The 20,815-nt window shown below is 59.1% G+C and carries 15 protein-coding genes and 1 pseudogene; 7 read left to right on the top strand and 9 right to left on the bottom strand.

Features of this window, described 5'->3' with window-relative positions; genetic code table 11:
- Window positions 1-2: 2 nt before the first annotated feature.
- A complete protein-coding gene (locus GGD63_RS05315; protein WP_183239850.1) occupies window positions 3-1,334 on the bottom strand; it encodes a DUF2235 domain-containing protein in 1,332 nt (443 codons plus the stop codon).
- 395 nt (window positions 1,335-1,729) lie between these two features.
- Between GGD63_RS05315 and GGD63_RS05320 the strand changes: the two genes are divergently transcribed.
- On the top strand, window positions 1,730-2,542 hold the full coding sequence (locus tag GGD63_RS05320; protein ID WP_183239851.1) for a hypothetical protein: 813 nt from the start codon (window positions 1,730-1,732) through the stop codon (window positions 2,540-2,542).
- Window positions 2,543-3,473: 931 nt separating this feature from the next.
- Here the strand turns inward: GGD63_RS05320 and rpsC are convergent.
- From rpsC to GGD63_RS05360, 8 genes and pseudogenes are all read right to left on the bottom strand, one after another.
- Window positions 3,474-4,157: pseudogene (gene rpsC, locus GGD63_RS40055) on the bottom strand (30S ribosomal protein S3); the annotation flags it as partial.
- Window positions 4,157-5,401, bottom strand: coding sequence for a hypothetical protein (locus GGD63_RS05330; protein ID WP_183239853.1), 1,245 nt, complete (start codon window positions 5,399-5,401; stop codon window positions 4,157-4,159). The gene GGD63_RS05330 and the pseudogene rpsC, both read right to left, overlap by 1 nt.
- The gene (locus GGD63_RS05335) at window positions 5,361-5,753 is read right to left on the bottom strand and encodes a hypothetical protein (protein WP_183239854.1); all 393 of its coding nucleotides are present in this window, start codon (window positions 5,751-5,753) and stop codon (window positions 5,361-5,363) included. Before GGD63_RS05335 ends, GGD63_RS05330 begins: the two co-directional genes overlap by 41 nt.
- Window positions 5,754-8,248: 2,495 nt before the next feature.
- The gene (locus tag GGD63_RS05340; RefSeq protein WP_183239855.1) at window positions 8,249-9,028 is read right to left on the bottom strand and encodes an SDR family oxidoreductase; all 780 of its coding nucleotides are present in this window, start codon (window positions 9,026-9,028) and stop codon (window positions 8,249-8,251) included.
- Between the two features lie 10 nt (window positions 9,029-9,038).
- Window positions 9,039-10,469: an amidase gene (locus GGD63_RS05345; RefSeq protein WP_183239856.1), complete on the bottom strand. Its 1,431-nt coding sequence runs from the start codon at window positions 10,467-10,469 to the stop codon at window positions 9,039-9,041.
- Window positions 10,470-10,475: 6 nt separating this feature from the next.
- Window positions 10,476-12,065 (bottom strand): ABC transporter substrate-binding protein, encoded by a 1,590-nt coding sequence (locus tag GGD63_RS05350; RefSeq protein ID WP_183239857.1) that lies wholly within the window; start codon window positions 12,063-12,065, stop codon window positions 10,476-10,478.
- A gap of 71 nt (window positions 12,066-12,136) precedes the next feature.
- Window positions 12,137-13,438, bottom strand: coding sequence for an amino acid deaminase (locus GGD63_RS05355; RefSeq protein ID WP_183239858.1), 1,302 nt, complete (start codon window positions 13,436-13,438; stop codon window positions 12,137-12,139).
- Window positions 13,435-14,370: an SMP-30/gluconolactonase/LRE family protein gene (locus GGD63_RS05360; RefSeq protein ID WP_183239859.1), complete on the bottom strand. Its 936-nt coding sequence runs from the start codon at window positions 14,368-14,370 to the stop codon at window positions 13,435-13,437. The genes GGD63_RS05355 and GGD63_RS05360 overlap by 4 nt, the downstream gene beginning before the upstream one ends.
- 202 nt (window positions 14,371-14,572) lie before the next feature.
- Here GGD63_RS05360 and GGD63_RS05365 point away from each other — a divergent pair, with 202 nt between their 5' ends.
- The 6 genes from GGD63_RS05365 to GGD63_RS05390 all read left to right on the top strand — a co-directional run bounded on the left by GGD63_RS05365 (window position 14,573) and on the right by GGD63_RS05390 (window position 20,793).
- Entirely contained in the window at window positions 14,573-15,298 is a 726-nt protein-coding gene (locus GGD63_RS05365; RefSeq protein ID WP_183239860.1) for a GntR family transcriptional regulator, read from the top strand.
- A 289-nt stretch (window positions 15,299-15,587) separates the two neighbouring features.
- Window positions 15,588-16,286, top strand: a complete 699-nt coding sequence (locus GGD63_RS05370) for a GntR family transcriptional regulator (RefSeq protein WP_283811922.1) — start codon at window positions 15,588-15,590, stop codon at window positions 16,284-16,286.
- 220 nt (window positions 16,287-16,506) lie between these two features.
- Complete coding sequence (locus tag GGD63_RS05375) at window positions 16,507-17,679, top strand: ABC transporter substrate-binding protein (RefSeq protein ID WP_312013094.1); 1,173 nt, start codon at window positions 16,507-16,509, stop codon at window positions 17,677-17,679.
- A gap of 65 nt (window positions 17,680-17,744) precedes the next feature.
- Window positions 17,745-19,439 (top strand): thiamine pyrophosphate-binding protein, encoded by a 1,695-nt coding sequence (locus GGD63_RS05380; RefSeq protein ID WP_183239863.1) that lies wholly within the window; start codon window positions 17,745-17,747, stop codon window positions 19,437-19,439.
- Between the two features lie 35 nt (window positions 19,440-19,474).
- Window positions 19,475-19,996 (top strand): VOC family protein, encoded by a 522-nt coding sequence (locus GGD63_RS05385; RefSeq protein WP_183239864.1) that lies wholly within the window; start codon window positions 19,475-19,477, stop codon window positions 19,994-19,996.
- Window positions 19,993-20,793: an SDR family NAD(P)-dependent oxidoreductase gene (locus tag GGD63_RS05390; RefSeq protein ID WP_183239865.1), complete on the top strand. Its 801-nt coding sequence runs from the start codon at window positions 19,993-19,995 to the stop codon at window positions 20,791-20,793. Before GGD63_RS05385 ends, GGD63_RS05390 begins: the two co-directional genes overlap by 4 nt.
- Window positions 20,794-20,815: the final 22 nt, after the last annotated feature.

Genomic DNA, 20,815 nt, shown 5'->3' on the forward strand with positions numbered 1-20,815 from the left:
CGTCAGCCTAGAAATGTACGATGTAGTGCGTCGTCCAGCAAAGTACTGGCGCGGGCATTATTCAGTTGGCGTCCATCCCAATTTACAATGGCCAACGTCTGCTGACGTTGCCGCAGCTTGTAGATCGCTGCGAGCAGGTTGCGTGGCGCGTAAATCGAAGGTGCGCCTTCCAGAGTAATGCTTTGGCCTAAACGGAGAATCGCGCTGATATGGACGGCTTCGCCGATCGGTGTCGCATGACGGTCGAAGCACACATTGCGTTCGAGCGGCCAGGGTCCAACAGGGACGGGCTTATTCCAGATCGACCGGAGCACATAGGGGAATAGACGGTAGACGCCGCGTCTGGGCTCGTGTTGCGGAGCGTCCGCATAGGATCGCGCAGTTCTTCTTTTGACCGTCGCCACAGACTCACAGGGCGCCACGGGAAAATCGCCACTAGCGATATCCTGAACCTTACGAATCATCCAGTCGAGGGTCGTATCATCCAGATATTGCAGGTCGCTGCGCCGCGACTGCTCAGCGATATAGCCGCCCCCGACATCCGCGTGCGCGCCTGGAAACCATACCTGCTCAACCCGCGGGTCGTTGTTTATGAATTTCTGCTGGCGCCACAGCGTGGCCTCAAATTGCTCGCGGTGCTCATCAATCGCCACGGCGTGAAGGCTGTGTTCACAGATACGCGCAAGGCCGACGTCATGGAAACCATAAAGATCGCGATTTTCCTTCCAGAAACTGCTGAGAGGAAGTCCAAGCGCGCCGACCGTGTCGAAAACGCCAAGGCATTTGATCGTGACCTTCTCGGGCTCAATCGAGACCGCGCGCAGCTCGCTTCCAATCTGCGTGGTGCGGTCGTTGCGGTCTGTCCGATAATAGCTCCAGATTTTCGAGAGGGTCTTCTCGTCGCAATCCTCGCGACGCAGAAGCCCGACGGTGTTCAGGCATCCAACCAGTGAGCGGGCAGTATAAGAGCCACGCGAGAAACCGAAGATGTAGATTTCGTCGTCTGGATCATAGTGCTGGACCAAGAATGTATAAGCCCGACGAATATTCCGGTCGAGCCCGGCGCCGAATGCACCGCCGCGCAGATTATCAAGGAAACCGCTGGTGCCGACTCCGCGCTCGTAAAATACGACGTTGTTCGTGGCGCTTTTTCCAGCACCGCTCATCTGGAAGGTCTGCCGCGAAGCTCCGGTCGGGGGGGCCATGGCGCCACGAGCGGAGCCTGCTAGGAAAGCCGCAATGCGTTCGCGGAGGCGAACGATATTGGTGTCAGCAGGCCCGTCGTCGGCATCGTTCCAGGTGCCGTCCAGAAGTAGAATGATGCGTTTCGGCACCGGTTTTCCAGCCTGGCTTGCGGAGAGTGCTAATGATTGCGTGAAAATTATCGCTCAGACGAACCCAACGGCCCATCTTAAAATCCTATGGCTTCGGCCACAATTGTCGGCCGCGCATGGCGCAATCGCAAGATGTATTGCGCATAAGGCCGATCGTTCTTCACAGGTAAACGGATGTAACCGCTTTTGCCACACGAGCCGGCGCAACCATGGCCACACGACTTCAAGATCGGGTGCAACTTTGGCTTGCAGTCTCAAGCCGACACGTGCACCATAGGCGATCGATCACCCAAATCGAGCTCCGCTGCCTGACGTCGCCATGGAGCCGCGCGTTGAGGTGACGACCATCTTGAGAGAGATCGATGCTTTGCACCAGAAAAACCACGGACCCGCTCTTGGAGCTTCTGCTTGGATTCGGGGTCAATCCCTTCGTCGTCGCGCGGGAGCAATCGCCCGTAGGGACGATATATCTGCTCAAACAGCTGAAGCGAGGCCGCTACGATCAGGAGGAATGGCGGTCGACGGCCGCATTCTCTCCCGAGTTGCCGAGGATCGGAAGAACGACGACGGGAACGTCTCATGGCCAGACGCAGACGCTGACTAAGACGAACTCGAGCGGTCTCGATCTTTCGACCGGGATGCAGGTGCTCGCGCGTTTGATTCCCGGATTGAGTGATGCTGTCAAGGTCGAAGCGAAGGCAGCGCTCGAGGCGGCAGGCGCGGCAAGCTGCTCGGTGCGACTGGTCGAACCCAGTATTGAGCGGATACGGCTGGACGATCTCCACCCTGCCTTGGCCAAAGTCGAATACGCCGCGGCGTTCGTAGCGAGAATGAACGATGGATACATCCCGTATTTTTGCACCGGAGGATGGTCGGCGAAGGCGCTCGAGGTGACCGCGATGAACAAGGACAAGCGGTCGGTGAATGTCGCCGCGGCGCTGGACAAAATACTGAATGCGGCCGGTAGGGCGAACCTGTCCCTCGTCGATGGAGCGAACGACCGCAAAGTTTTCAAGTCCAAGATCCCTCTCTTCTTCGGGGGGGAACTCAAGAGGGTCGAAAAGCAAGAATTCGGACTCCGCCTCTCGGGCTATCGCCCCGAAACCCAGCTTGCCGGAGCCGTCGGAGATACTCCGACGGACATCGGCGACATCTGGGACGAAGATGCCGACGTGATTCTGGACGCTAAGCCGGCTGGAGATCGGTAGCCGGCTGGTCGTCCTTCACGGATATCTCATCGAGGGAGACGACGTGAGTTCGAAGTCGACGTTGATCCAGCAAGATGCCGACCCGTAGAGTATCTAGCTCGGACCTCTTGATCTTCACGCGAAACGCGCACTGTGCGAGGGGCGACAATGCGTCCTTCGCTCGCTCTGCCTTCTGTTCGTATGTCTTGATCACTCTGCCGCTGGAATCCGATAGCTCTAGCTCGAGCAGATGAGGTTCGACCTTCCGTCTTTCCGTGCTCAACCTCAAACGAGAGTCGCCGATTTCCAGAGGGACGTGGTCGAAAATCTTCACGTTGCCGTCGACGTCGATCTGCTCGGCTGTCCTGTCCAAGTGGGAAATCTCGACCTCGGATATCAAGGAGCTGCCGCGCTCCTTGAGGTATCGCTGCAGCTCCTGAAGGACCGCATTCTTGGTTTCGCTGGTGGGCTTTTCGGGAGGCCTCTCGTCGAAGTGCTCCGGGTCGCGAAGGGCCGCGATGGCGTAGGCCGCAGTCCAGCGCACCTCGGCGGCAGGATCGAACAGGCTCTCGAACAATGTCGGCATGACCGCTCCGATACGTTTTGTTAACGATCTCGGAACGGACTTCGCTTTCATCGAAATGCGGGCGTGCTTAAGCAAGGCCGCCACGGCATTTTTTCTAGCTGCCGAATTCGAGCTGAGTTGTCGGAAAGCTTTCATGAATTCCCGCTCTGCTTCGTCTTCCCAGCCCGGCAAGAGCGCTTCGTCCCGCTGAAGTGAGGCCGTCTGTCGCGCCTCTTCCTCCTGGCGTGCCCCCGACTTCGCCGTCGAATTGTTCGGAGCATCGCCTGTTGGCGTAAAAATCGGGTTATTTGAAGTCGCATCGAGTCTAGGCCGATTTATCGGAATAACCTCGGCTTTCGCCAGAGGGTTCCCTGAGGACCGCCCGCCGCCGGTCCGCACCCGGTCGTCCGCGGCCTGCAAGCCGTGCTCCTTCGGGCCGCGTTCGAGAACCTCTCCCTTGCAGATCCAAACCTTGACGCCGCAGGTCCCAAACGTCGTGAAGGCTGTGGCGACGCCGTAGTCGATATCGGCACGCAGGGTTTGCAGCGGAACGCGTCCCTGTCGATACCACTCCCTTCTGGCGATCTCAGCGCCGCCGAGCCGGCCGGAACAGTTGATCCGGATGCCGACGGCACCCAGACGCATCGCGGAATCGATCGCCCTTTTCATCGCTCGGCGGAATGCGACGCGCCGCTCCAGCTGCTGGGCGATCGACTCTGCCACCAGCGTGGCGTCAAGTTCAGGCTTGCGGATCTCCACGATGTTGATGATGACTTCGGTATTCGTGATGCGAGCGATCCGCGTTCGCAATGCATCGATCTCGGCGCCTTTCTTGCCGACGACGACGCCCGGACGTGCGGAGTGAATCGAAACCTTACATCGTCCTCGCGTGCGTTCGATTATGACGCGCCCGACGGCGGCCTGCTTGAGGTCGTTGCCAAGCATTCGCCGGATGGCCAGGTCTTCGTGAAGTTGCTTCGCGTAATCGCTCCTGATCCCGGGAAACCAAACGGAATCCCACGTGCGGGTAATGCCGAGGCGCAGAGCAATTGGATTGGCTTTCTGACCCATCAAGCTACCTTCGCGACGGAATTGTCTCCTTGCGCGAAGGTCGTCGACGCGACCCAAGGAAAGGAAGAGGTAAACAATATCAAAGCGTGAGCGGCGGGGTTTCCTACCGCAAGCAATTGCGTTTGCGCACTATCGAATGCGCTCAAAAGAGTTTCGCCGGATAGGAGAGCTTTGTAGACGCTCTTCGAAAAGTTCATGAGAAGAAAAATGGGAGCTTCCGACATCGGCGCTATCGCCGCGACCATCTTATTGGCGATCAAGTTTTCGGCAAAGCTGACGGTGGAGTCTGCGACCTTCGATCGGCCCGAAAGGCAGACGTTCAGAATTCCGATGGAGAAGTTACCGCTGAATTCCAAGCGCAGCAGATCTTGATATTTCGCCACGAAGTCGTTTCTGACCCCGAGGCTGATCTTCCAGGGCTTCTCCGGATCCGAAGGAAGGCCATGACAGTCCAGATGGACCGTGTCGCCACCCTGCACGACGAAGTCGAGAAGCTGGTCGATCATGTCGGCATATTCGTCCGGCGAGTTCAGGAGCGGTTCGATCGCGTTCAGGTCGACGTCATCTATCCCGTCGTACCAACGATCGTTTACGGGAAGGTTGTCGCTTAGAAATCGATTGTCCCAGATATGCCGTACGATGGGCCGTTCCGAACTAGTCAGTGCAGTTTCCAACGAAGCAGGCCGGTCGGCCCTGAGGTTGAGCCCGCCCCCGACGACGCGGGAATCGCAGTCGGCGATGAATATCAGGCGCGAACCAAGAAAGCCCCGGATGTCTATCGTCGCTGCCGGGTCATTCGGCAGCTCATCCACGAACATCAGAGGCCACCAGATCCTGCAGGCCTGACCGCTGAGAATCACCACGCCGCGCTGATTGGTCGGCTGCCCCATGCGTAAAGTGGCGCCTTCCAGCAATCGGTCGAGAAAGTTCTTCCGGAGGTCTTTGGGCACGAGTGCGTCGAACAGTTTTCTCCCGCACTCGGCCAACAGACGAATATGAGTTTGACTATCGCTCCCGGTAGCGTCGAAATCGGGTCCGAACGCCGAGTGGCCAGCGATTCGAGATATCTCGGCGGTCAGCGACTGTATGACGTCTTCACTAGCCGGAGCTTCGTAGTAAGGTTTCCGGTCCGAGTTGATGTTGACTTCAGTCCTCCACTTTCCGCTCAATTCCTGGAAGTAGATCGTCGGCCTGATCGGCCCGCTAGGAGTCAGCTCTTCCTTGAAAACTCTCTTCAGCCCCATCGCCCGGCACTTCCAATCTCAGACGGAGGCTCCGGTGGTCCCGCCCGAAAAATATCGCTTCGACGGCACCACCGCTATCGCATTCCATTTCGATCTCGAACCGAACCGATTGCCCCAAAGCAATTTCGGTCTCGGCAACTTTGGTTCGGCAGCCATCGCCCCGTAGGCTGACGAGGAACCTATCCTGTGTCATTCCGAGCGCTCCTGCAAGCCCAAGTTGTACCGAAAAGGCGCTATCCAGGCCCAATTCGAGGGTCAACGATCCATCGGACTGCCGTATCCAGGCGAAAAACGGCTCGGCCCGCGTGCCGTCGATGTAGCGCGCGACGTCTCTCACCAGGCTGTCTGCCATGGTCCATTCGTGCGCGGAGCGGCGCCTCGAAGGCCTTAGCGTACGCGTGAGGGGGGACGTCGTGAAAGGCGAGGGGACGGCACAGCGGGCAGCCAAGACGCTCACGCATCTATAGGAGATGCGGCCCTTTGTTAGAGTGGGTTCTAGCGAAAAGATGGGTAGGGGCGCACCGCTCGACCGGTCCCAATTGCCGAACAACCGTTCGGTCTGAAGTGCGTGGAAACGCATGCCTGCATCCATGAAGCATCGCCCGGCCGTCGAATGTGCTTCCCTGACGTGGTCTCGCGTAACAGGTTTCGCGCCGCTTCGCACACGATCGAACGCGCGCGCGGCGTCGGCGACCTCTCGGGCAAGCAGGGCTCTCAGCGCGCGAGAGGCGGACGATCCGAGTACTTCCAAGGTGCTCTTTGCGCAATTGTATCGGGTCCGCGGCATCGCGTCGTAATCGCCATAGCGGAGTAGGGACAACGCTCGCTCAAGTTCGCTCGTCAAGCCGGCGGGTCGGCTCCGCGATAGCCGATCCGGACCGACTATGATGGCAATCAACCGCTGTAGCGGTTCATGGCGAGAAGATGCGGAGGTCGGAGCGCCTAGATCCGCCTCTTTCTCCTCGAAAAGAGAGCGATCTGATACCAGCACTCTTCTATCGCTGTTTCCCTGACCGATCACGATCGTATCGCAGGGGTCTATCGCTGGCGCTCCATCGTCGGCCCGTACGAAGAAGTGAGGATAGCGCTCGAGGTCGCTTGCAAAACGCCAGAGCGGTTCGTCCGGGCACGTCAACAACCAAAGACTACCGGCTGTGCGCTTTTCAGAATCGTCGAACGGGAGAGCCAATTGCATGAGCATCAGACGCCATGGAGGTCGCGACTCGAACGCAACATGCCCGACAGCTCGGCAAGTGTCTAAATTCAGGAGCGTCGGTCGAAGACTGATCACCAGGTAACGCGAGCAGGCCGATAGGACCTCTCGGCGGATAGGGGTTACCTCGAAACCACCGATTCGTCTTCGGAGGGAAACCGCTCTCGGACAGTTTTTCGCAGCTTTATCTTCGCTGTCCGATCTGCTTGGAGATAGTCCAAGGAGTCCACGTCGGCGAGCTACGTCATGCGGCTAACTGCGAACGGCCGCAATCGACGCTGCGACTCTGCGAAGAAGCAATTCCGCCCCCTCATCTTCGGTGCGAGCGAGCCGACAACATTTCAAGGACTCGAGTGTCATCGCGCCCGGGCGAGAGCTTTCCGTTTTTGTTCCCATTCGATTTCTCCTGGCCCGGCGCGACATCGCAAATGGCGTGCCCCGAAACCAGGCGGAGGATCAGAAGATGGCTAAGATGACGGCAAAGAGGACCGGGACTGCGAAGAGAGGAAAGAGTGCGGCCGGGGCCCGATTTAAACATATCGGTCGATGGCCCGGTAGTCGCGGTTGATCGTCAGAGCGGCACGTGTTCACCCAAGAGCGTCATGCCCGGTCAATCGGAATGATTGATCCGACGATCGAATCTGTCTTGAAAATGCTCCTTGGTCGGCGCGTTGCGGTTCGTTCACGGCATTTCTGGTGCGAAACTGGAGCGGTCGCGCGATGGCGTTGGCTGTGCTGGCCGCCCAAAAGTCGCTCGACAACTTTTGCTTGTTGGAGGGGATGGAAATCCTTGAGAGCCTCGCCTATCGAAAGGCTGCGTGATCGCGCGCCGTCCGACCCGGGTCTCGCCGCGCAGCTGCTCAAAGAGAATAGCCCGCCAACTGTGCCGCTCTGGCGCGTACAACGAAGCCCTATCTCGGCAACTAAGCCGGAACGATCGGCGAGAGCCTGAACGGTGACCCCGCCCGCGGGACGACGCCCGCGACGCCGTCATGACGTCGGGCAATGACCGCCGGGCCGGTGCGTACTTCGACGCCCGGCCTGCCGTATGCGAGGGTCGTAGCGTAGCTGACCGCCTCGGACCGGATGACTTTAGCCGTTTGCCCCTCGCTTTGCGAAGCAATACCACCGGTCTTTCGGCGGCTAGATGGCCACCAGTTCGGCTAGCTTGGCCGCGACGTCGGCCATCGGCAGTTCTGCGGCATTCCGACGAGACTAAATTCAATTGCCAATTCAATGCAGGTTTATCGGTGCCTTTGTCGGAATGGGTCTTGATTTTCTAATGAGATCATACGCCTCTTAATCAGCGGGTCCCAGGTTCGAGCCCTGGTGCGCCCACCACTACAAAAACCTTCATCTCCAATAACTTCGCGAGGTGGCCGGCCGAGAACAAGGCGCTCCCGCGCGACGTATTCTAGGTTCCGAATTGCACGCTGTTTCGTTGCATGGCTTTTCCTTTGTTTCCGCATCTACATCCCCTTCGATACAGCGTGCCGATCCGATGATACAGGCCGATCCGCCCTCGTCGTAGAATAGGGTATTAAAGCGAGCGAAACGGACAATCTGGACAGTCGCGCCGCAAGGATGACCTCCTCGTAAACCAACAGCTTCAGTTAATCGTCCGGCAGTGGCGGTCAACTCCGATGCGACAATTGCGTCACTGCGCGACCGGCAGCGGGAATACCCGCCGATAGTCCGCCGTCGACGGCGATGGTTTGGCCGGTGATCATCGATGCCTTCTCGGAGACCAGAAACGCGACCGCGTCGGCAACGTTCGCAGGACTTGAAATTCGCGGCAGCGGGCAAAGCGCTTGCAATTCGTCGAATACGCCTGGGTTGGCTTCGAGGCGAGCGTTCCAGGCGCGGGTTCGGACAGTCCCTGGCGCGACAGCGTTCACTCGGACGCCATGGGGTCCAAGTTCGACGGCCAGGGATTTCGTCAGATGGATCAAGGCCGCCTTTCCGGCGCTGTAGCCCGGAAAGCCGAAAACGCCGAGCCCATTGACAGTCGCGATGCTGACGATGCTCCCTTGCTGCGCAATCAGCTGATCGCGAAACGCCTGAATGCAAAGAAATGCAGAGTCGAGATTGGCGGCGATGTCCTCACGCCAGATGGCATAGTCCATCGTGAAGATCGAAGTTCCCTTCGCTCGACCAACCGTGTTTACGAGAGCCGTAATATTCCCGAGCTTCATTGCTTCGGTTGCTGCAGCAGAAACCGAAGCAGGATCGGTAGCATCTACTCTGAACGAAACGGCCTGACCACCTTCCATGCGGATGCCCGAGCAGACCGCTTCCGCCCGCTCTTCATTTAGATCGACGCAGACAATGCCAAACCCGTCGCGCGCAAGAGTCTGACAAATAGCGCTGCCGATATCTCCGGCGCCCCCGGTGACGAAAGCCCAATTGGTCATGCCTAGTCCTTTACGATGTTGCGTGGAGGTGAGGTGGGCGATGTTGTGCCCAGGGGCGCGCCGTCTCGAACCGAGATGCCAGCTGCAAGACGCCGAGATCGTCGAAGCGCCGTCCGACAACCTGCAGCCCGACCGGAAGCCCGTCTCGTGTGAATCCGCAAGGGATTGAGGCAGCCGGATTGCCCGACAAGTTGAATGGGTATGAGAACTCCGCCCAGCTCAACCAGTCCCAGGGGTGTTGCGGCCAATGAGCTGGCTGTAGGCGATCCGCTGGAAATGCGGCCACGGACACGGAAGGTGTGACGAGGAAGTCCCAATCCTCGAAGAAGCGGTGGATGTCGACCGCATAGGCGTACTTCTTCGGCCGCATGCTTTGGTACTCAGCAAGCGTGTAGTTCATTCCGGCGCGGATACAAGTTACGAACCCCCGATCCATCTTCGCCTCCCACTCGGGCAGGAGCGATGCATGGCGGGCGGCAAAATGTGCTGGCCAGAAGAAGCGAGCGAGCTCTGGACCATGCGGACCCCAGGCCGGCGTGATTTCCTCGACCGTGAGACCCAGTTCGGCTTCGAAGACCTTGACTGCCGAGGAAACTAGTTCAGCGACCTCCGGGTCGACACGCGCATGGCCAAGATCAGGACTGAAAGCGATGCGCAGGGGGCGAGGAGGGGTGTCATGCAGTCGGCTGGGATAATCTGCCGGCAGGGACTCCAAGCTGGTCTGATCCCATGGATGAGGTCCGGCCATCACCTTCAGCATCAGACTCGCGTCAGCGACGCTGCGTGTTATTGGCCCCAGGTGGAGGGTGTTGTCGCCGGTGGAAGGGGGATAGATCGGAACGCGACCATATGTCGGCTTCAGCCCGAATACGCCGCAGAAGTGCGCAGGCATGCGGATCGAGCCGGCGCCGTCTCCGCCTTGGTGAAGCGGCCCATACCCCGCGGCTGCTCCGACGCCCGCGCCCGACGAAGAGGCGCCGGCATTGTAGCCATGCTTCCACGGGTTATGCGTCGTCCCGGTCAAGGGCCCTTCGCTGACCCCTTTCCAACCAAACTCCGGCGTTGTGGTCTTGCCCAGGATGATCGCGCCCGCGTCCCGCAGCCGCGTGATCATCGGCGTGGTGAAATCCGGCGTCTTGCCCTTGCTGGTGAAACTGCCGAACTCCGTCGGTAGTCCTGCGATTGCTTCGTGGTCCTTGATCGTGACCGGGACGCCATGCAGGGGGCCGAATGCTTCCCCATTCATGAGGGCCCGTTCGGCTTTTCGCGCTTGGTCCAGCGCCATCTCCGGGGTCAACCGGGCGAAGGCATTTAGACGCGGCTCCAGACGTTCAATCCGTTCGAGAATGGCTTGCACGAGCTCTACTGGGGACAGGGCTCGCGATTGGTACAAACGCGTTAGCTCAGCAGCGGACGCGAAACAAAGGTCTTCGGCGTTCATACGACATCAGCCCTTCTTTAAATTCCAGAAGACGGGCATGCCGTCGACCATACCCGTCAGATTTGAGCGATAGGCCGTCGGTTGGTAGTAGAACCCGAGCGGAATGTACGGCACATCCTCGAAAGCCTGTCTTTGCATCGAGTCGATGATCTTCTTTTGCTCGGCCGTATCGGCTGTGCTCATGAAGGCATCACGGTAGCCTTCCAGAGCCGCGCTGGTCGGCCAGCCGGCTCCCGAGAAGCCGTTGGCGCCGATGCCTCTCAGGAAGGTGTGACTGATCGGGTTAAGCCCCAAGATACCTGACGTATAGTTGCACCAGACACTCCAGCCACCGCGGTCGACTGGCTGCTGCGAATTGAGCCGGGGCAGTACCGTTCCCCAATCCATCGCCTGGTAGTCAAGATTGACGCCGCTACGTCGGAACATATCCGCGGCGATTTCGCTCATCGCATTCAGAGAAGGGATGTCGGTGGGGACCAGAAATACGACCTTCTCGCCATTGTATCCGGCCGCATGAAGCTCCTTTTTGACCTTCTCGACGCTGCGCGGCTGCTTGAAGACATCCAGGCCCACATCGCTGGCTGAAGGGGAGTTCGGCAAGAAGAAGCCGACGTCGTCCTTCCAGAGGCTATGGTCCTCGCCCATCACCGCGGTCATGTAATCGGCCTGGTTCACGGCGGCGAGAAAGGCACGGCGAATGGCCGGATTGTTGAACGGCGGCTGCAGGTGGTTGAACTGCAAGAGTGCAAGATAACCAGCCTTGTCCTTGACGTCGACAGTCACGCCGCGCAATGACTTGAGCTGAGGTAGAAGATCGGCAGTAGGCTGCTCCCACCAATCCATCTCGCCGACCCGAAGAGCTGCCGCGGCAGTCGAGGCATCGGGCAACGTGTGCCACTCGACGCGATCGAGGTGAACGATCTTCCCTCCCGCGGTGAAGCCTGGGACCTCTTGCCGGGGGATATAACCCGCGAACTTCTCATAAACGGCGCGCGTGCCGGCCATACGCTCGTCGGCCAGGAATCGGAAGGGACCACTTCCGATCATTTCAGTTATCTGCTTAGAGGGGTCTGTCTGGGCGAGACGCTCCGGCATAATGAAGCAACACCTTGACGGCTTGCCGAGCGCAAAGGGCAACGAGGGAAACGGTTGCTTCAGCCGAAAACGGATGGCCTTGTCAGTGGGCGCAGACAGTTCATCTGTGATAGCGGCGAGCTGCTTGCCCAAGACGTCGAGGCGCCACCAGCGCTCGATGCTCGCCACTGCATCTTTTGCGCGAACCGGAGTGCCGTCGTGAAAACTCAGCCCTTCGCGCAAGGTGATGGTCCAGCGTCGGCCGTCATCTTCCACGAGGTGGCCGGCGGCCATCTGTGGCTGGATCGTGAACGATGCGTCCATTCCGTACAGGGTGTCAAAGACCATCAGGCCGTGGTTGCGGCTCACCAGGGCTGGGCTTTGGACCGGGTCCAGGAGGGCCAAGTCCGCCTGAGGGACGAATTTCACGACCTGTCGGCTCTGTGCTCGACTCACTGCGGGACTGAACAACGGCAGTATCGATGCGCCTGCGCCTTTGAGGAGGGTTCTGCGAGTGACCATGTCGTGCGCTCCGTAAATTCCTCAGTTTTGATATTGCAAGGCAACTCACGCGGCGCCCCGATCGCCGTGCTTCAAAAATAGGTCCTCAGGGACCGTGTGATCCGATAATCATCGTCGACCACGTGTACGATCCTCCACTTGTCGAATGTCAAACAAGGGTGCGAGATACCAAGCGCCACCATGTCTCCCACGCTGAGCTGCGAATCCGCGGGCAGCGTCATGTGGCAGTGCTGATCATTCAGTCCTGTGACCTTGTGCCCTGGAGGGATCGGCAGAGGTCTCGCCATCCCGCTGTTCGGTCGAAACCAGTTCAGTGCAACGGGCGGCTCATCATGGGAGATGTCGCGTTTACCCAATCCAAGGATTGCCTTCTCAGGCTCGGGACGCGACTGGACGTAGCTCCAGACTTCGAGTGCCGGGCGGAGCCCCTCGTCGTTCCCGACGATGGCTGGGCTACGCTCGCGAAGCCGCTCGAATGCGCGCGTGTACATGATGGCGTCGTGCGTGATGTAGCAACCAGATCGCAGGACCACGTGATGTGGCCGACCGAGACGAGCTTGCTTGAGTTTGGTCGCCACGAGGTCGAAATAGGACGATCCGCCTGCGCTCAAGATCGGCTCGCCCGCTGAGAACAGATGCTCCGCTGCGCACCGTTCCGCCAGATCGACCATGCAGTCGAGAAACGCTTCGACTTTGGCAGTCGCCTCGGCTGGATGAGGCGAATTGAGCAGACCCTCGAAACCTTCGATTCCCACCAAGCTAAGTCCGGCCGTTGCCGCAACGAGGCGAGCGAGATCGAAAGCTTGGGCGACGGAGCGGCACCCCGTGCGTCCGCCCGGATAACCCAGCTCGACGAGCACATTCACCGCTCGCGGCAATCGCATCATCGATGCTTGTCGCGCGATGGATTTGGCATTCTCGGCGTCGTCGACAAGGCAATAGAACTCGAAATCCGGGTCGTCGCGGATTTCCGAGAGAGCGAATTCGATCGCAGAGCGCCCGACAAGCTGGTTTGCCAGGAATATCCTGCCATGGCCGAATGCTCTGGCGACTCTTATTTGATGCGTCGTGGATAGAGTGATCGCCCACGCACCGTCCGCGATCTGGAGATCGAACAGATCGGGCGCCATCGTCGTTTTGCCGTGGGGAGCGAACCGGACACTTTGGGCACTCAAGAACCGCTTCATCCAGTTGCTGTTGTGCCGCAGCGCCGATTCCTTGATGACGGCCACAGGTAGGGGGAGGTCTTCTCTCAGAATCTCCCAGCCTTGCTCGGGTACATCGTCGAGCAAGACGTTCGCGGAGGTTGGCGGAACGCCCTTTTCCCAGGGCGCCAGACCAGCCTGAGCGATCCCCGATTTTGACTTGTTCATTGCTCGGCCTCTCGTACAAAGCGCGGCTCCGACTCGCAGGAGCCGGCGTCGTCCCGCAGAATTCCGAAGACGCCCTCGGAAACGCCCGTGGTATCTGTGCGAAAGGAGATGACCGTCCCGGTCTCTGCTCTCCCAGAACGATCCGTCGCGAGCGAGGTGACGAAGACGGTTTTTCCGTCAAGTCCGCCGAAGCAAGGCATCGTGGGTGCGGACACCGGCAAGGTTATGCTGTCGACGAGCGCGCCGTCGGGCGCGAACCTGTTGATGCAACCCGCTGTCACGCCGGCGCTCCAGTACAGGCCATTCACATCAACGGCTGCACCGTCCGGAAGTCCGTCTTTCTCGGTGAGAACTGCGAACGATCTAGCCCTTCCGAGGTGACCAGAACGTGCGTCGAAATCGAACGCGCGGATCTCGCCCGAGTGACTGCTCGCGCGACTATCGGCGTGATACATGGTTCGGGCATCGGGGCTCCAAGCCAGCCCATTCGATACCTTGAGACCATCAATGACACGTTCGCAGGAGCCGGTCGGGGTAATTCGATAGAGGGCTCCGGAAGCCGCGCGTGGGATGGCGTCGTGCATGCTGCCAACCCAAAAGCAACCATCGGGGCCGATCCTGCCGTCGTTCAGGCGGTTCGTCGTACGGTCGGGCTCAGGGTGAACGAGAAGATCGAGCGTCTCCCGCGCAGGATCGAACAGGTGGATCCCACTTCTCAGGGCGGCGACAAGACGACCATCCTGAGCCAAAGCAAGACTGCCGACCGCAGATGGCATCGCATACGCGGCCGATTTTCTGGTCTTCGGGTCGACCCAATGGATCGCCGGCGACACGATATCGACGAACCAGAGTACGTTTCGGGTGGTGTCCCACACCGGGCTTTCGCCGATCGCAAGACCAAAATCGATGAGTGTCACGAAGCTGATAGTCACCGAAAAAGCCCTGCTCCCTGGATCTCGCCGAAGCTCACAATACCAATTTTTGATATATCAAAAATGGCTATTTGTCCAATTTGGGACGAAATCTACTTTTTTACAGGGTTTTTGATATGCCGTATGCCTCTAAATTGGGCGCGGGCTTGCCTTTTGTGGAGCCATAGCCGCAGATGCAGGCCCTGAGGAAATGGGATCGAGAATGAGCGCGGATGTGATCGAGCCGGCGGCTCGGGAGGAAGTCCCACGCGACAGCCTGTCGGAGCGCGTCTACGCGCAACTGCGTCTCGAATTGATGATGGGCATGTACGAGCCCGGCGCGCGTCTGAACATTCGCCGGATCGCCGCCAACTACGACATCTCACCGACGCCTGTCCGAGAAGCGGTGATGCAACTCGTGCGTGAGGGCGCGTTGGAGCTAAAGCTCGGGCATCAAGCTCGAGTCCCGATCTTGAGCGTGCGTGAATATATCGAAATTCGCGAAACGAGGGCGCCTCTGGAGCGCTTGGCGAGCGAGTTAGCTGCTGTGCACATTACCAAGGATGAAATCGCATCACTGCGCGATTTGCACCGCCGCTTCGTCGAGGCCGAACGTGAAGGGAGGTGGAAAGACGCACTGGCAGTCAATCAGGAGTTTCACTTCCTCATCTATCGAAGCAGTCAGAACGCAACGCTCGTCAGGGTGATCGAGAATCTATGGCTTCTGATTGGACCGTTCATCAACCATCAGTACCCCCTGGTTCAGCGCGCTCACATCGAGCTTCATCCTCACCTTCTCGTCATCGATGCCCTTGAGCGGAAATCCCCCAGCGAAGCCGGCGAACTGATCGTGCGGGATCTTCGGGAGGGATCCTATCTCATTCTCTCTCATCTCGGAGACGAGAAGGGCAAGAAACGACGAGGCCGGAAATCAGGAGCCGGCAACTGATGTCACATCGGAGTTGCAGGCCCAGCTCGGGGAACGTCATTGGCCCAGGCGTCCGCCTTGTCGGGGGTGGCCGCAACCGCGCGATTGACAGCTTGCTTACACCGAGCACAAGCCTGTCTGCTCGCGGGTTACGGGACTCGAAAAACTAGCGCACGCACTACGCCGCCTGGGCGGAGTGGAGCGCGGATCATCGGTGAGCGGCTAGGATGTACCCGGGGGGCGCCAGATTTGCCAAGAGAACATCTCTTGCTAAGGTGACGGAATTGTCGGGGACGAGGCGACTCAGCGAATGGTTAAAGGGGTAGACAAGGTCGGGCTCGAGAGCTCGATTCGCGCTGTCGAACGAGAGACTCTCAACGATCGCGTGTACCGCGAACTCCGGACTATGATCATGTCTGGAGGCTTCGCGCCTGGCTCGGAAATGAAGCTCCGAGATCTGGCCCAAAGCCTACATGTTAGCCCGATGCCGGTTCGAGACGCCATTGGGCGCCTGGTCGTCGAACGTGCACTGAAAATGCTCCCCAACCATCGCGTCATCGTACCTGAAACGACGATCGATGAGTTCTTGGAAATTCGCAGAGTTCGGATTCTTCTGGAGGGCGAGGCCGCCGCCCTGGCATGTCAGCACGTTAGCCCTGACGTCATTGCTTCCCTCAAGCGCATCCATGAGAAGATTAAATCCTTGAGTGGAAATAAGCAGCGTCAATTTTGGGCGCTGAACCAGGAGTTCCATTTCACGGTGTATGAAGCGGCCAAGAGCCCGTTATTACTTTCCATGATCGAGTCGCTGTGGCTCCAGATCGGGCCTGTTTTCAACCATATTCCGATCAACTTGACCTCGGAAGGTGCCCGCGGCCATCAGCGAATTATAGCTGCGCTTGGTGCCGGCGATGCCAAGGCAGCAAGGGCGGCGCTAACAGAAGATCTTATGAAGGGTGGCGATCGCATCATCGCGGCCTTAATCCAGGACAAGCAGCCGGCCCACTAGCCGTCTAGTCCTCCACCCAACTATCCAAACTCAAACACGAAGCCGGCAGTGCTGCGCTGCTGCCAGTTGCGCGTGCGTGCTGGGGCGCGTCCAAGGCTCTTGACTCTCGCGTTTGATTTGTTATCACAAATCAAAAATCACGAGCGCCACGAAGAGGCTCGCTCGCTTGGGGAGGAGATTTGCGATGCGGTGCCTAGGTGTGGTTTTCGCAGGTGCGTTGATGTGGGCGAGTCCGGCGCGCGCTGACGATCCACCCATCAAGATTGGCGTCATGAACGACATGTCTTCGGTTTATGCCGTGGCCGGCGGTCGAGAGACCGTTGAAGCCGTTCGCATGGCCATCGACGACGCGGGGCCGGTGCTGGGCAAGAAGGCCGAACTGGTCTTTGTCGATCATCAGAACAAACCGGACGTCGGCTCGGCCATCGCCCGCCGCTGGTACGACGTTGAGGGTGTCGATGCGGTTGTCGACGTACCGAACTCGGCGGTTGCTTTCGCGGTCCAAGGTCTAGCCAAGGAAAAGAAGAAGATTTCGCTATTTGTCGGCGCCCTGAGTTCCGACGTGACTGGTCCCAAATGCGATAATTACACGACGCAATGGGCCGTGGACACGTACTCGCTGGCGCACGTAATGGGAGCTGCTGTTCTCAAGCGGGGCGGCAACCGCTGGTTCTTCCTCGGCGCCGATTATGTATTCGGACGTGCCCTTGTGCGCGATACCAGCGCTGTCATCGAGGCCAACGGGGGCAAGGTCCTCGGCGCCGTCTACGCGCCGCTGAACACTTCCGACTTCTCCTCCTTCCTCTTGCAGGCGCAGCCGACCAATCCGAACGTGATCGGCCTTGCAAATTCTTCCGACGATACGGTCAACTCCATCAAACAGGCCGTCGAATTCGGTCTCACCTCAAACGGTGCGAACTTCGCGGCTTACGTGCTCTTTCTCGAGCATGTCCAAAGCATCACGCTCAAGACCGCCCACGGCTTGCTTCTGGCCAATCCCTTCTATTGGAACCTGAATGACGAGACGCGTGCCTGGTCGAAGCGCTTTGAAGAAAAGATAGGTCATCCGCCGGATTGGGATCCTGCGATGTCGTACAGCGCGGTGTTCCACTATCTCAAAGCAGTCAACGCCGCCGGATCGCGCGACGCGGACGCCGTCGCCGCAAAGATGCGCGAGCTACCGGTCAATGACTTCACGACCAAAGACGGGAAGGTACGTATCGACGGCCGTGTGTTGCGCAATCTCTATCTTCTCCAAGTCAAGAAGCCGGAGGAGTCGAAAGGAAAGTGGGACCTCTACAACGTGGTGGCTACAGTACCTGGAGATGAAGCGTTCCGCCCGCTCCAAGATGGCGGATGCCCGTTGGTTAAAGCCGGCTCGGCCAAACCATAATCAACGTAGCGAATCGTCGCGCGAAGCGGGCTGCGGTCGTCAATGATAAAAACTGGATCAAGTCAATGGTGATGAAGAGTGGCGGCCAAGCCGTCGTTGACGTTCTCAAGGCGGAAGGCGTGAAGTTCATCTTTGGTATGCCTGGCGGCCATACAATCGGAATTTACGACGCTCTCTACGGACAACAGCAGATCTCCCACATTCTCGTGCGGCACGAGCAACATGCTGCAAGCATGGCTGCCGGCTATGCGCAGCTTACCGGTGAGCCCGGTGTGTGCTGCGTGACGGCAGGGCCCGGCGCCACTAATCTGGTCACGAGCGTAGCGGAAGCCTATGTCGGTGCTTTGCCGATGGTCATCATCGCAGGGCGTGGTGCCACTCGCAACGCACATCGTGGTGCAAGCCAGGAAATCGACCAAGTCAGGATTTTTGCCGCTATCACGAAATGGGGCGTCCGGGTCGATCGACCGGATCTCATTGTCGAATGCCTGCGTCAAGCGTTTGCCATTGCCCGCTCGGGCAAGCCGGGTCCTGTGCTTATCGATATCCCTCAGGATATCCTTGGAATGAAGTTTGACGTCGGCGACTATCTCCCGGTCGGCAAGCCGGCTGCCGTTCGCGGTGATAGCGACCGCATCAAGACCGCGGCGGCGGCTCTTCTCGCGGCTAAAAAGCCGCTAATCGTCGCCGGTGGCGGCGCCGTAGCCGCAAACGCGACGTCTGAAGTGCGTCAACTTGCGGAGACGCTGGGTAGCCCCGTCGTCACGACGCTCGCAGGGCGTGGCATTTTGCCTGACGATCATGAACTCATGGCTGGCGGCATCGGTCATCATCGGCAGGATGTCACGAAGTATCTTCTGCCACACGCCGACGTTGTCATCGGCATCGGCGCTCGCTTTGAGCAGCAGGAAACCAACTGGAAGCCAGAATACATTCCGGTGCCGGAGGCCACCTACATCCAGATCGATATCGATCCGAACGAACTCGGCCGCTCTGTCGTTGCGACCATCGGCATCACGGGAGATGCGCGCTTGGTCCTCCAGGATCTTCTCACGGAGCTGAAAACGAAGGGTACTGGTCAGCGCACGGCCTCCAAGGAGTGGCTCGCTCAGTTGTCGAACCGGCGTGCTGCGCTCGAAACACAGCGCGAAAGCATGGCGAGTTCCAATGCCACGCCAATTCATCCGATTCGGATCTTCGATCGCATCCAGCGCGTGTTCCCACGCAATGCGACCGTCGCCATCGACGTCGGCGTGCTCGCGCAGGGTATGGGTGGCGCATTCCCGTACTTCAAGATCTTTGAGCCGCGCGCGACGATCGTGCCCTCGAGCTTCTATGGAATGGGCTTCGCGGCATCGGCTCTTCCCGTCGCACGCCTCGTCTATCCTGACCGGCCTGCCGTCTGCTTCGTCGGTGATGGATCCTTCCAGATGGTGATGAATATTCTTCCCGTTGCCGCCGAACTCAAGCTCGGTGTCACGTGGTGCATATTCAACGATCACGCCTTGGGCTCGATCCGCGACATCCAAGTGCACGCGTTCAATGAGCGGTTCATTGGGACCGAATTCGCACTTGATCTCGATTACGCGGGCCTTGCAGTCGCCTCCGGCTGCTACGGCGAGCGTGTCACCGATCCCCTCCAGGTCGAGGCCGCCCTACAACGGGCGTTCGTGGCCAACGAAAGCGGTAAGCCCGCAGTTCTAGACTTCATCGTCGCCAAAGAGCGCTTGGCGGGTAGTACGGAGTTTTTTGCACGATGAAACCACTCTCATTTGGACAGCCGGTCGGCGGACTGGTGCAGGCAGCCTATACGGTCAAAAACATCGATCAGGCGATGATGCATTATGTGAAGGCGCTGAATATCGGGCCTTGGTTCGTGAGCGGTCCTTTCGTGCCTGCCAAGGGAATGTATCGAGGCCAGCCGACCGACATGAGCCTGACTATCGCCGTCGCCTTTACCGGCCACATGATGATCGAGCTCATTGAGCAGCACGACACCAAGCCGTCGGTCTATCAAGAGACGATCAAGGTCAAAGGTCACGGTTTCCATCACTGGGCCGCCTGTTCCAAGGACTTCGATGCGGACGTCGCACGCTACGAGGCTGCCGGCTACCCGGTCGTGTTCTCCGACCTCTCGCCGCGCGGCGTGCGGATCGTCTATGTCGATACAAGCCGCGACTTGCCGGGCATGCTTGAGGTGATTGAGACGACGGAGGCGCTCGAAAGCATCTATCACAGCTACTTCGCAGCGGCGCAGAACTGGGACGGCGAGGATCCCATCCGCCGCTGGTCACTCAAACAAGGAGCCTCGACGTGAAAACCCAGGATCTGTTCGACGTCACCGGCCTTTCTGTCGTTATTACCGGCGGTGCCAAAGGCCTGGGTCGGGCCTTCGCCGAGGCGATGCTCGACAATGATGCACGCGTCGTCCTGCTCGACAAAGACGAGGCTATCCTCGATCAGGCGGTGTCCGAGCTCAAGGGGCGCGGCGATGTAGCCGGCGTTGCCGTCGATGTTACCGATCGCCATGCAGTCAGGGCCGCTGTCAACAAAGCCGTCGAACGAAACGGCCGTCTCGATGTCGTGTTCGCCAATGCGGGCATCGACGCCGGACCGGGATTTCTGTCGATGTCCGGCGAACGGGATCCAGAGGGTGCGATCGAGGCGATCCCCGACAGGCTGTGGGACAAGGTCATCGATACGAATTTGACCTCGATCTTTTCGACCATTCGAGCCGCTGTTCCGCATATGAAGCGACAGAACGGCGGACGCATCATCCTGACCTCGTCGATTGCGAGCATCCGGCCAGGTGCTATCGTCGGTATGCCCTATCAGATATCGAAGGCGGGTGTGTCGCACCTCGCCAAGCAGGCCGCACTTGAGCTCGCCCGCTACAACATTCTCGTCAACGCTATCTTGCCGGGTCCGTTTCTGACCCAGCTCACGACGCCCGACCTCAAGAAGCGGTTCGAAGCTGGCAGCCCTCTTCACCGCGTCGGTCGACCCGAGGAAATACAGGGGCTGGCGCTTTTCCTGGCTTCACCAGCATCGAGCTACATCACCGGGACCCATATCGTCATCGATGGTGGCGCCTTGCTTGGCCGCGCTGACTGACTGATCGAACGTTAAACTACGA

Origin of the sequence: Bradyrhizobium sp. cir1 (assembly GCF_014198245.1) — a bacterium.
Classification (GTDB): Bacteria; Pseudomonadota; Alphaproteobacteria; order Rhizobiales; family Xanthobacteraceae; genus Bradyrhizobium.

What these genes read in the sequence shown, in the direction of transcription:
- GGD63_RS05350 (WP_183239857.1), bottom strand. Translation starts at nt 12,065, where the DNA reads ATGGTCACTCGCAGAACCCTCCTCAAAGGCGCAGGCGCATCGATACTG.
- GGD63_RS05365 (WP_183239860.1), top strand. Translation starts at nt 14,573, where the DNA reads ATGAGCGCGGATGTGATCGAGCCGGCGGCTCGGGAGGAAGTCCCACGC.
- GGD63_RS05380 (WP_183239863.1), top strand. Translation starts at nt 17,745, where the DNA reads ATGGTGATGAAGAGTGGCGGCCAAGCCGTCGTTGACGTTCTCAAGGCG.
- GGD63_RS05335 (WP_183239854.1), bottom strand. Translation starts at nt 5,753, where the DNA reads ATGGCAGACAGCCTGGTGAGAGACGTCGCGCGCTACATCGACGGCACG.
- GGD63_RS05375 (WP_312013094.1), top strand. Translation starts at nt 16,507, where the DNA reads ATGTGGGCGAGTCCGGCGCGCGCTGACGATCCACCCATCAAGATTGGC.
- GGD63_RS05370 (WP_283811922.1), top strand. Translation starts at nt 15,588, where the DNA reads ATGGTTAAAGGGGTAGACAAGGTCGGGCTCGAGAGCTCGATTCGCGCT.
- GGD63_RS05340 (WP_183239855.1), bottom strand. Translation starts at nt 9,028, where the DNA reads ATGACCAATTGGGCTTTCGTCACCGGGGGCGCCGGAGATATCGGCAGC.
- GGD63_RS05355 (WP_183239858.1), bottom strand. Translation starts at nt 13,438, where the DNA reads ATGAACAAGTCAAAATCGGGGATCGCTCAGGCTGGTCTGGCGCCCTGG.
- GGD63_RS05345 (WP_183239856.1), bottom strand. Translation starts at nt 10,469, where the DNA reads ATGAACGCCGAAGACCTTTGTTTCGCGTCCGCTGCTGAGCTAACGCGT.
- GGD63_RS05330 (WP_183239853.1), bottom strand. Translation starts at nt 5,401, where the DNA reads ATGGGGCTGAAGAGAGTTTTCAAGGAAGAGCTGACTCCTAGCGGGCCG.